The following is an 11,071-nucleotide window of genomic DNA, read 5'->3' as shown; positions in this document are numbered from 1 at the left end:
CCGGCGGCGATGACGAGACCGCCGAGGAACGCGCCCAGGCTGTTGCCGATGTTGAGCGAGGAGTGGTTGAGCGCCGCCGCGATGGACTGGTTGTCTTCCGCGACGTCCATGAGCCGGGTCTGGATCGCGGGGCTGAGCGCTGCTCCGCAGAACGCGACGAGGAACGCGAAGGCCACGAGGCTCACGATCCACCCCGCGGTGAGGGCGAGCCCGATGGATGCCACAGCGAGGGATACGAGACCCACGCGGAGCCAGAACCGCAGGTCTTTGTCGGCGAGGCTGCCGCCGACGACGTTCCCCACGGTCATCCCGAGCCCGACGATCACGAGGACCAGCGAGACGACCCACTCCGGCTGCCCCGCGACCTCGGTGATCATGGGCGCGATGTAGCTGTACATCGCGAAGAAGCCGCCGAACCCGATGGCGCCGATGCCCAGCGCGAACCACACCTGGCCGAGGCGGAACACCCGGAGTTCGTCGCGGAGTCGGCGTCCCGGCATCCCGGGATGCGCGGGCACGAAGAGGGCGATGCTGAGCGTCGCGAGCAGGAAGATGCCGGCCACGACGGCGAAAGCCGCGCGCCACCCGACCTGCTGACCGAGCAGGGTCCCCAGGGGCACACCGACGACGTTGGCGATCGTGAGGCCGGTGAGCACGAACGCGACGCCCTTGGCGCGGTTGCCGGGGCCGAGGGCGTCGGCCGCGACGAGCGCGCCGATGCCGAAGTACGCGCCGTGCGGGAGTCCGGCGAGGAACCGGGATGCCGCGACCAACTCGAACGTCGGGGCGATGACGGTCAGAAGGGTGAAGAAGGCGAGGGCGGCGGCGAGCACGATCATCACGCGGTGCCGCGGGAACCGGGCGACCGACCCCGCGATCGTCGGCGCACCGACGACCACGCCGAGGGCGTAGAGCGACACGAGCCAGCCCGCCTGCGCGATGGCGTCGTCGGGCGAGGCGGCCCAGGCGGAAGGGAGCAGGTCGCGCGCGATGTTGGGCAGCAGGCCCATCACGACGAACTCCGTCATGCCGATACCGAAGCTGCCGATGGCGAGAGAAAGGAGCGCCCGCGTCGCCGCGCCCTTCGAGGTCGTCGAAGAGGTCACTCCGCGATGCTAGCGGCCCGCACCGGGCCGTGTCGAATCGATTCGGCGCGGCGCGTCACCCCCGCGCCTGCGCCGCGCCGTACGGGCAGCATGGGCGCATAAACGCTCCCGCTCGACATAAACGACCGGAGAGAGCGTTTATGCCGAGCGGGAGCGTTTATCGAGGGATGCCGGCGCGCAACGCCGCACCCGAAACGCAGCCCCGGCACGGCCACCCCGGCCGCACCCGCCCGGGCACGGACACCCCGGCCACGCACGCCCCGGCCGCACCCGCCTGGCCACGCACACCGCGCCCCACGGCCGGCGGCTTCAGGACGCGTCGTCGATCGCGCGCTCGAGGCGCTCGATCTTCCCGTCGATCTCGCCGGTCCGGCCGGGGCGGATGTCGGCCTTCAGCACGAGCGAGACGCGGGAGCCGTAGGGAAGCACGGCATCCGTCGCGCGCTTGACGACGTCGAACACCTCGTCCCACTCCCCCTCGATCTCGGTGAACATCGAGGTCGTGCGGTGGGGCAGCCCCGATGCGCGCACCACGGACACCGCAGCCGCGACGGCATCGTGCACGGATCCGTCGGGGTTCTCCGCCGAGACGGCACCGACTCCGGACGGGGCGACAGAGAACGCGATGAGCATGGTCCGAGCCTAGGTCGCGGAGACCCGCGCGGGAACCGAGCGGCGCCCGAGAACCCACTCGCGCAGGTCCTTGGCGCGGGCGACGCGGCCGGTGCGGACGCGCACGACGCGCACGATCGCCCACACCATCAGCACGACGCCCAGGAGGTTCCGCAGCTCGAGCAGGAACACGGGGAACGGCGCCGGGTTGGTCGCCATGAGCCCGTCGTACACGAGCGGGTAGACCCACTGCGTCACCCCTGCGATGGCGAGGGTGAGCGCGGCGAATCCGTACCACCGTCGGCGGTCGAGCATCAGGCCCAGCACGACGGGCGGGAAGAGCCACACGTAGTACTGCGGCGAGCCCACCTTGTTGAGGGCGATGAACGCGGTGACCAGGGCGAGGGCGAGAGGCGGGAAGACGCTCAGGAACGTCGCGCCGAGCCACATCTTCCGCGCGCCCACGACGAGGACGGCGAGCATCACGAGCAGCATGATCGGCGTCATCGCCGCGATGACGATGTCGGAGAAGGGCCCCGAGACCTGGAAGGTCAGGACCGTGCCGTCGTAGTAGACCTGCGACCCCGGGACGTAGAACGACGCCAGGAACATGTACAGCCCGCCGACCGGCGCTTCCATCTGGATGCCGCGCGAGGTCTGGTCCCCCACGAACCCGAAGACGTACGGGGCTCCGCCGAGGGCCACGACGGGGATGATCGTCGCGAGCGACACCGCGACCGCCCCCCACACGAGCGCGAGGCGCCGCCGGATCGCGACGAACCCGGCGGCCAGGATCGCCGCGGGCCACACCTTCATCCAGATCGCGATGGAGAGGAGGACGGATGCCACGAACGGCCGCCGCACCAGCCAGATGCTGCCGAGGATCGCGAACGGAACCGTGATCCCGTCGATGCGGTAGAGGCCGACGGGGCCGATGAGCAGGATCGCGGCGAGCCAGAACACGGCGGCGATGACGCGGCCGCGCGACCGCCCCGAGCCGACGAGGACGACGAAGGCCACGAGGTTCGCGAGCGACACGGTGATCGCCCACGCCTGCGTGTAGCCGGTCGCCCAGGCGAACACCCACGCGAACGTCATCGGCAGGAACGCGAGCTGCGGGTAGATCCACTTCTCGGTGATGCCGGGCCATTCCCACCCGATCGACCGCGTGCACGACGTGACGTCGATGCCGCCGAAGAGGGCGCAGCGCGACCACGGTTCGTACACCAGATACACGTCGCCCATGGGCTCGTTGGGCTGTTGGAAGCCCAGAATCCCCACCGTGACGTGGACGGCGACGAACGCCAGCAACAGAACGACGACACGCCTCACCACCGGATCATCCTAAGCGGGCGTCCCTGAACGACCCGGACGAGTGGACGCCGTCGACCGCCCGCGGACGCGGCGTCCCGGGCCTCGCGGCGGGCAACCGTTATGGGATCGAGTCCGTCAGTCCGCGTCCAGCAGGCCCGCGACCACCCCGGGCAGGGTCTCCGCGACGTCGAGCGCCGTGATCGGCCCGCCGGCCCCGCTCCGGCTCGCGGCCGCGACGGTTCCCGCCGTGCCGTGCAGCCACGCCGCGGTCGCCGCGCACGCCGCGAGGTCGTCGAGCGAGGTTCGTCCCGCGGCGCTCGCCCCCGCCACCACGGCCCCCAGGACGCCGCCGAGCACGTCCCCCGTGCCCGCGGTCGCGAGCCACGGCGTGCCCGTCGCGATGCGCCGCACCCACCCGCCCGGCGCGGCCACGATCGTCACGGCCCCCTTCGAGAGAACGACCCCACGCAGGACGTCCGCCGTCTCCGCGGCCGCGCGTTCCCGCGCGTCATCGCCTACCGCCGCCTCGGGGTCGAGCCCGAGCGCCTCGCGCAGCCGCGCCAGTTCCCGCGCGTGCGGTGTCACGATGACCGGCGCCGAGGCCGCGGGCGCGAGGTCGAGCGCCCCGGCGTCCGTCACCACCGGGACGTCCCCGGACAGGATGCCGCGGAGCGCCGCCGTCTCCGCGGCATCGCGCTCGGTGGCATCCGTGCCCGATCCGATGACCCACGCCTGCACCCGGCCGTCCGCGGTCACGGTCTCCGGCCTCCGCTGCAGCACGAGGTCCTGCGCCCGCGAGGGACCGATGTACCGCACCATGCCGGTGCCGGTGCGCCAGGCGGCTTCGACGCCGAGCACCGCTGCCCCCGGGTACCGCGTGGAGCCCGTGCGGAGTCCGACGACCCCGCGGGAATACTTGTCGTCGGCGTCCGTTGGCCTTCGAAGTGTGCGGGCCGCATCGTGCCCGGTCCAGTCCCTCGCCGTCATGGCGTCACCCTAGAACGAGAGAGGCCGACGTGAGCACCCTCTTCACTCCCCTGACCATCCGCGGTATCGAGACGCGCAACCGCCTGTGGGTCTCGCCGATGTGCCAGTACAGCGCGGTCGACGGCATCCCGAACGACTGGCACCACGTGCACCTCGCGCAGTTCGCCGCCGGGGGCGCCGGGCTCGTCATCGCCGAGGCCACGGCGGTCTCGCCGGAGGGACGGATCTCCCCCGACGACGTCGGACTCTGGAACGACGCGCAGGTCGAGGCGTGGATGCCGATCGTGGCTGGGATCCGCGCGCGCGGTGCGGTTGCGGGCGTGCAGCTGGGCCACGCGGGGCGCAAGGCGTCGACCACGTCGCCGCTGACCGGCGGCCGCGGATCCGTGCCCGCCGAGGACGGCGGCTGGGAGACCGTGGCCCCCTCGGCGATCGCGTACCCCGGCTTCGCCGAGCCGCGGGAGCTCGACGCCGCGGGCATCGAGAAGGTCGTCACCGATTTCGCGGATGCCGCGCGCCGCGCCGTCGCGGCCGGCTTCGAGGTCCTTGAGGTGCACGCCGCCCACGGGTACCTTCTGCACCAGTTCCTCTCGCCGCTGAGCAACCACCGCGACGACGAGTACGGCGGATCGTTCGACGGGCGCGTGCGCCTCCTCGAGCGGGTGACCGCCGCGGTGCGCGGGGCCGCGCCCGACGCGGCGGTGTTCGTCCGCTTCTCCGGCACGGATGCCGCGGACGGCGGCTGGGACATCGACGACACCGTCCGCGCGGCCCAGCGCGTCGCCGCGGCGGGCGCCGACCTCGTGGACATCTCCAGCGGCGGACTCGTCCCGCACCAGAGCATCCAGCCCGGCCCCGGGTACCAGGTGCCGCTCGCGGAGAAGGTACGCCGCGAGACCGGCATCCTCGTGGCCTCCGTCGGCATGATCGACGACGCGCACCTCGCGGAGTCGGTCGTCGCCGAGGGCCGCGCCGATGCGGTGCTCTCGGCCCGCGAGTGGTTGCGCGACCCGCACTACGCGCTCCGCGCGGCGGTCGAGCTCGGTGCCGACGTCCCCGCTCCGGCCCAGTACCTGCGCGCGTACTGAGCGCGCAACCTCAGCGATCCGCACATCCTCCGCCGCGACCCGGCACGGGCGCTGAGGATGGGCGGATCGCTGAGGTCATGCGAAGGAGCCCGGATGCCACTCCCCGCCGTCAGGCGTAACGGCGGCGGGCCGTGGCATCCTGGACCTCGCCCACGAGCTCCTCGATGACGTCCTCCAGGAACAGCACGGCGCGCACTTCCCCGCTCTCGTCGCGGACCTGCGCGAGGTGCCGACCCGAGCGCCGCATGAGCGCGAGCGCGTCCTCGAGGTCGGTCGTCTCGAGCACCGACACCATGTGGTGGATGCGCTTGGCCGGGATGGGCCGAGCCATGCGGGCCTCGTCCTCCGGTCCGTCAGCCACGCGGAGGACGTCCTTGAGGTGGACGTATCCGGTCGGGTGTCCGTGCGGATCGACGATCACGTAGCGCGAGTACCCGTGCAGGGCGACGGCCCGTTCGATCTCGGCGGGGGTGGTCGTCTCGGGGAGCGTGACGAGGTCCGCCATCGGCACCGCGATGTCGGCGGCCTTCTTCTCCGTGAACTCGACCACCGCGGTGACCGTTCCCGCCGCGTCGTCCAGGACGCCCTCGCGACGCGATTGGTTCACGATCGTCGCGACCTCGTCGAGCGTGTAGGTCGAGGTCGCCTCGTCCTTCGGCTCGACGCGGAACAGCCGCACGATGTGGTTCGCGGTCCAGTTCAGCGCGACGATGACCGGGTAGAACGCCTTCGACACGGCCACGAGCGGCGGAGCGAGCATCAGCACGGCACGGTCGGGCAGCGAGAACGCGAGGTTCTTCGGCACCATCTCGCCGAACACGACGTGCAGGTACGACACCAGCAGCAGCGCGACGATGAAGCCCGCGACGTCCACCGCGGCCTCGGAGAGCCCGGTCAGCCCCAGCGGCTCGGCGATGAGGTGGTGGATCGCCGGCTCGGAGACGTTCAGGATCAGCAGCGAGCAGATCGTGATGCCGAGCTGACACGTCGCGAGCATGAGCGTCGCGTGCTCCATCGCGTAGAGCGCGGTCTTGGCCGACCGCGAGCCGCGTTCGGCGAGGGGTTCGACCTGCGATCTGCGCGCCGAGATGACGGCGAACTCCGACCCGACGAAGAAGGCGTTGGCGGCGAGCAGCACCACCAGCCAGGCGATTCCGGCCCAGTCGCTCATCGCTGGTCACCTCCCTTGGCGGCGCGCACGAGGTCGTCGACGTTCTCTTCGGCGGGCGCGGGGGTGAACTGGACGCGGTCGACGCGGCGCCCGTCCATGCGCTGCACGGTGAGGAGGCCCTCCTCGATCTCGACGGTGTCGCCGGCCTTCGGGATGCGCTCGAGTTCGGCCATGAGGAATCCGCCGACGGTGTCGTAGACGTCGCCCTCGGGCACGCGCACCCCGGCGCGGTCGAGGAGCTCGTCCGGACGCAGGTCGCCGGGGAAGGTGAGGGATGCCGCGGTGCGCACGACACCCGCGCGCGAGCGGTCGTGCTCGTCCAGCACCTCGCCGACGATCTCCTCGACCAGGTCCTCCAGCGTCACGACGCCCGCCGTGCCGCCGTACTCGTCGACGACGATCGCCATCTGGTACCCGCGGGTGCGGAGCTCGGTCACGAGGGTGTCGAGGTGCACGGTCTCAGGGACGCGGAGCGGCTCGGTCGCGAGCGCGGCGACGGGGACGTCGGCGCGGCGATCGCGCGGGACGCCGACCGCCGCTTTGAGGTGCACGACGCCGATGATGTCGTCCATCGACTCGTCGTAGACGGGGAAGCGGCTGTGCCCGGTCCGGCGCGCGAGCTGGATGACGGCATCCGTCGGCTCCCCCGCGGCGAGCGCGTGGACGCTCGGGCGCGGGGTCATGACGTCGGCCGCGCTCAGCCGGGCGAAGGTGAGGCTGCGATCGAGGAGCGACGCGGTGTCCTTCTCGAGCAGACCGGCGCTCGCGGAGCGACGGACGAGGCTGGACAGCTCCTCGGCCGTGCGCGCACCGGAGAGCTCCTCCTTGGGCTCGACGCCCACCGCGCGCAGCACGCCGTTGGCGCTGCCGTTGAGCACGGCGACAGCCGGTCGGAAGATCATCGTGAAGGCGACCTGGAACGGCATCACGAGCTTGGCCGCCTGGATCGGGACGGCGAGCGCGAAGTTCTTCGGCACCAGCTCGCCGAGGATCATCGACAGCACGGTGGCGATGCCGATGCCGAGCACGGCGGAGACCGGCATGACGACCGCATCCGGGATGCCCCACGACAGGAACACCGGTCGTAGGAGGTTCGAGATCGCCGGCTCCATCGTGTAACCGGTGAGGAGCGTCGTCAGCGTGATGCCCAGCTGTGCGCTGGAGAGGTGGGTCGACGTGATCCGCAGCGCGTCGATCGTGAGCGACAGGCGGGATTCGCCCGCGTCGCGTCTCGCCTCGAGGTCCGCGCGATCGAGATTGACCAGCGCGAACTCGCTCGCGACGAAGAGGCCCGTGCCCACCGTGAGAAGCAGCCCCACGCCCAACATGACGTAATCCATCACGCGTCACCCCCGCTCATCGCGGGAGAGGGTCGTCGGGGCTCGGGTCTACAACTGGGAGGGTCGTCCATCGTGCCCACGATTCTAGGGCCTCCCGGTGGCGAGGGCACCGGGAGATCGGCATCCCCTCATGCCGTTCAGGATGGAGTCATGGATGCCACTCCCCCCGCGCAGCAGCGCGCCGCCGCCGCGGAGGACGCGGTGCTCGCCGCGTACGTCCACCGGCACGGCCCGGTCGCCTGGGCCCACGCCTCCACCGCGGGCGACGGAGCGCGGATGTGGCACTACTGGTGGCACGCGCACCTGGTGCACGCGCTGGCCGAGGCCGAGCGGCATCGGCCTTCGGCCGCCCGGCGCCGCCTGATCGGCGACCTGCTCCGCGGCGTCACGCTGCGCACCGCCGGCCGCTGGACCACACCGTTCTACGACGACATCGCCTGGATGGGACTCGCGCTGGCCGAGACGCGCCCGCACGGTCACGCGCGCGCCCGCATCGCCCGGATCCTCGCGCGGGCCTACAACCCCGCGGTCGGGGCCCTCCCCTGGCGCACCCGCAGCGTCCTCTACAACGCCCCGGCGAACGGGCCGGCGGCGATGGTGCTCGCCCCCAGCCGCCACCGTGCCCTCGCCGCGCAGCTGACCGAGTGGATTGCCGAGACGCTCGACGATCCCGACACCGGTCTCGTGCGCGACGGCATCGAGCACGGCGCGGTCCGGCCCGACCTGTGGACGTACAACCAGGGCGTCGCGATCGGGGCCGCCCTCGCCCTCGGCGACCGCGCGCGCGCCGCGGCCGTGCTGGAGGCGGTCGACCGGTGGTGCGCGGCGGACGACGACCTCTTCCCCGCGGCCGGGGGCGGCGACGGCGGCCTGTTCGCCGGCATCCTGGCCCGGTATCTCGGCCTCGCCGCGTCGCACCTGGACGGCGTGGATGCCGATCGCGCCCGGCGTCTCGTGCGACGCAACGCCGACGCGCTGTGGGACATGCGGCGGGAGGGTCGGTTCCCGGCGGACCCGCGGCGCGAGGCGCGCCCGGAGGGGCACGACCTCGACCTCTCGGTCCAGCTCGGCGCGTGGATCACGCTCGAGGCCGACGTCACGGCCTCGGTGGGTCTCACCAGCTGACCGGCAGGGCCTTGCCCTCCTCGTATCCGGCGGCCGACTGCAGTCCCACGCGGGCCCGCTCGTGGAAGTCCGCCACGGTCGCGGCGCCGGCATACGTGAACGACGACCGCACACCGGACGTGATCATGTCGAGCAGGTCCTCCACTCCCGGGCGCTGCGGGTCGAGATAGATGCGCGACGACGAGATGCCCTCCGCGAACAGCTCCTTGCGGGCCCGCTCGAAGGCATCCAGTCCCTGGAAACGCCCCTGGACGGCTTTGGTGGATGCCATCCCCCAGGACTCCTTGAACGTCCGGCCGTCCTCGTCGGTGCGCAGCAGACCCGGCGACTCGATCGTTCCGGCGAACCACGACCCGATCATCACGGACGCGGCCCCTGCGGCGAGGGCGAGCGCGACGTCGCGCGGATAGCGCACGCCGCCGTCGGCCCACACGTGGGCTCCGACCGCGCGAGCGGCCTCGGCCGTCTCGAGGACGGCGGAGAACTGCGGGCGCCCGACGGCGGTCATCATGCGCGTGGTACACATCGCGCCGGGGCCGACGCCGACCTTCAGGATCGAGGCGCCCGCGTCCGTGAGGTCGCGCACGCCGTCCGCGGTGACGATGTTGCCGGCGGCGATCGGGATGCCGAGATCGAGCGCCGCGACCTCGCGCAGCGCCCGCAGCATCTGCTCCTGGTGGCCGTGCGCGGTGTCGACCACGAGCACGTCGACACCGGCCGCGGCGAGCGCGCGCGCCTTCCCTGCCACGTCGCCGTTGATCCCCACGGCGGCCGCGACGATGAGCCGACCGTCGGCGTCGACGGCCGGGCGGTACACCGAGTCGCGCAGAGCGCTGCGCGCGGAGAGCGTCCCGACGATGCGGTCGCCGTCGACGACGGGGACGATGTCCGCCGAGCCGACGAGTTCGAACACCTCGTGGGGGTCGCCGATCCGCTCGACCTCGACCGGCGGGGCGTCGGCGCGGGCGATGTCCCCGAGCGTGGCGTCCGGGAGCGCGGTGGCCAGGCGCGGGGCCGGGACGACGCCCCTATAGCCGTCGAGCGGGATCGTGCCGTCCTCGCGCTGATCGGCCACCACGATTCCCCGCCCGGGCACGGCGGGGAGCACGCGGCGGGCCTCGGCGACCGTGGCCGACGGGGGGAACACGAGGGCGGCGTCCCACGCGACGGGCTGCGCCTTGACCCACGCCACCGCCTCGACCAAGCGCGGCAGTGTCAGATCCTGCGGCAACACGCCGAGGCCGCCGCGGCGCGCCAGGGTCGCCGCGAGACGGGGACCCGTGACCGAGTTCATGTTGGCGGACACCAGCGGAAGGGTCGCGCCGCTCCCGTCGCCCGGCGCGAGGTCGACGCTCAAGCGGCTGCCCACTTCGGAATGACGCGGGACCAGGAAGACATCCGAGTAGGTCAGATCGACATCGGGCTGTGCACCGGAGAACTCCATGGCATCCACCTCATCACATCCATCGATGCCGCGACCCGGGAGGGGACGGGAATACTCGGCTAGGCTGGAGAGAGTGCGCAACGAGGATTCACTGCGTGCATCCACACGAATCTTCATCGAGGAAAGCAGGCGATCGACTGTGTCGAGCCAGGTGACGGGCGTCGGTACTTCGAGCGAGGGCGAGTTCGGCGCGAACGAGTGGCTCGTGGACGAGCTCTACGAACAGTTCAAAGTCGACAAGCACTCCGTGGACAAGGCCTGGTGGCCGATTCTGGAGGCGTACCATCCGGTCGTCGACGGAGCCGCCGACGCCGCCGCCGCACCCCCGTCCCCGCCCCAGGCGGCACCGGCCGAACCGAAGCCCGTGACGGCACCGATCCCGGTGGTCGGTCAGGCGCCGGTGGCGCGCACCACCTCTACTCCCGCCAAGCCGCAGCCGATCCCCGCGCAGGCGCCCAACGCCGCGCCGTCCGCGACCGCGGAGAGCACCGAGGAAGACCGCGTCACCGTCCTCAAGGGCATGCCGAAGGCCCTCGCGAGCAACATGGACGACTCGCTCACGGTCCCCACCGCGACCAGCGTCCGGACGATCCCGGCCAAGCTGATGATCGACAACCGCATCGTCATCAACAACCACATGGCACGCACGCGCGGCGGCAAGGTCAGCTTCACGCACCTCATCGGGTGGGCGCTCATCCAGGCGCTCAAGGAGTTCCCGAGCCAGAACGTGTACTACGCCGAGATCGACGGCAAGCCCTCGGTCGTGGCCCCCGCGCACATCAACCTCGGCATCGCCATCGACATGCCCAAGCCCGACGGCACGCGGGCGCTGCTGGTGCCCAGCATCAAGCGCGCCGACACGCTGACGTTCGGCGAGTTCCTCG

10 protein-coding genes are annotated in these 11,071 nt (G+C 72.0%); 3 read left to right on the top strand and 7 right to left on the bottom strand.

What is annotated here, in order from left to right; genetic code table 11:
* From I5G_RS17630 to I5G_RS17615, 4 genes are all read right to left on the bottom strand, one after another.
* Positions 1–1,106 (bottom strand): MFS transporter (locus I5G_RS17630; protein WP_022880242.1); only part of this gene is annotated, 1,106 nt, incomplete at its 3' end.
* 309 nt (positions 1,107–1,415) lie between these two features.
* Entirely contained in the window at positions 1,416–1,739 is a 324-nt protein-coding gene (locus tag I5G_RS17625; protein WP_022880241.1) for a thiamine-binding protein, read from the bottom strand.
* 9 nt (positions 1,740–1,748) lie between these two features.
* Positions 1,749–3,053 (bottom strand): glycosyltransferase family 87 protein, encoded by a 1,305-nt coding sequence (locus I5G_RS17620; protein ID WP_022880240.1) that lies wholly within the window; start codon positions 3,051–3,053, stop codon positions 1,749–1,751.
* Positions 3,054–3,167: 114 nt separating this feature from the next.
* The gene (locus I5G_RS17615; protein ID WP_022880239.1) at positions 3,168–4,019 is read right to left on the bottom strand and encodes an ADP/ATP-dependent (S)-NAD(P)H-hydrate dehydratase; all 852 of its coding nucleotides are present in this window, start codon (positions 4,017–4,019) and stop codon (positions 3,168–3,170) included.
* A gap of 29 nt (positions 4,020–4,048) precedes the next feature.
* Here I5G_RS17615 and I5G_RS17610 point away from each other — a divergent pair, with 29 nt between their 5' ends.
* Positions 4,049–5,107, top strand: coding sequence for an NADH:flavin oxidoreductase/NADH oxidase (locus tag I5G_RS17610; RefSeq protein ID WP_022880238.1), 1,059 nt, complete (start codon positions 4,049–4,051; stop codon positions 5,105–5,107).
* 109 nt (positions 5,108–5,216) lie between these two features.
* Here the strand turns inward: I5G_RS17610 and I5G_RS17605 are convergent, their stop codons facing one another.
* On the bottom strand, positions 5,217–6,278 hold the full coding sequence (locus I5G_RS17605) for a hemolysin family protein (protein ID WP_022880237.1): 1,062 nt from the start codon (positions 6,276–6,278) through the stop codon (positions 5,217–5,219).
* On the bottom strand, positions 6,275–7,618 hold the full coding sequence (locus I5G_RS17600) for a hemolysin family protein (RefSeq protein ID WP_022880236.1): 1,344 nt from the start codon (positions 7,616–7,618) through the stop codon (positions 6,275–6,277). The genes I5G_RS17605 and I5G_RS17600 overlap by 4 nt, the downstream gene beginning before the upstream one ends.
* Positions 7,619–7,768: 150 nt before the next feature.
* Between I5G_RS17600 and I5G_RS23345 the strand changes: the two genes are divergently transcribed.
* The gene (locus I5G_RS23345) at positions 7,769–8,743 is read left to right on the top strand and encodes a glycoside hydrolase family 76 protein (protein ID WP_022880235.1); all 975 of its coding nucleotides are present in this window, start codon (positions 7,769–7,771) and stop codon (positions 8,741–8,743) included.
* On the opposite strand, the gene I5G_RS17590 is transcribed toward I5G_RS23345, so the two are convergent.
* Positions 8,733–10,187 carry a GuaB1 family IMP dehydrogenase-related protein gene (locus I5G_RS17590; RefSeq protein ID WP_022880234.1) on the bottom strand — a complete coding sequence of 485 codons (1,455 nt, stop codon included), beginning with the start codon at positions 10,185–10,187 and terminating at the stop codon, positions 8,733–8,735. The genes I5G_RS23345 and I5G_RS17590 overlap by 11 nt on opposite strands.
* 139 nt (positions 10,188–10,326) lie before the next feature.
* Here I5G_RS17590 and I5G_RS23340 point away from each other — a divergent pair.
* A partial coding sequence (locus tag I5G_RS23340; RefSeq protein WP_036329154.1) for a 2-oxo acid dehydrogenase subunit E2 occupies positions 10,327–11,071 on the top strand: 745 nt, incomplete at its 3' end.

This window comes from Microbacterium sp. B19, assembly GCF_000333395.1.
Lineage (GTDB): Bacteria > Actinomycetota > Actinomycetes > Actinomycetales > Microbacteriaceae > Microbacterium.
The sequence above is the reverse complement of the archived record's forward strand: the minus strand, read 5'-3'. Positions and strand labels throughout refer to the sequence as shown.

Coding starts and splice junctions, on each gene's coding strand:
- I5G_RS17625 (WP_022880241.1), bottom strand. CDS start 1,739: ATGCTCATCGCGTTCTCTGTCGCCCCGTCCGGAGTCGGTGCCGTCTCG.
- I5G_RS17615 (WP_022880239.1), bottom strand. CDS start 4,019: ATGACGGCGAGGGACTGGACCGGGCACGATGCGGCCCGCACACTTCGA.
- I5G_RS17605 (WP_022880237.1), bottom strand. CDS start 6,278: ATGAGCGACTGGGCCGGAATCGCCTGGCTGGTGGTGCTGCTCGCCGCC.
- I5G_RS17600 (WP_022880236.1), bottom strand. CDS start 7,618: ATGGATTACGTCATGTTGGGCGTGGGGCTGCTTCTCACGGTGGGCACG.
- I5G_RS23345 (WP_022880235.1), top strand. CDS start 7,769: ATGGATGCCACTCCCCCCGCGCAGCAGCGCGCCGCCGCCGCGGAGGAC.
- I5G_RS17590 (WP_022880234.1), bottom strand. CDS start 10,187: ATGGAGTTCTCCGGTGCACAGCCCGATGTCGATCTGACCTACTCGGAT.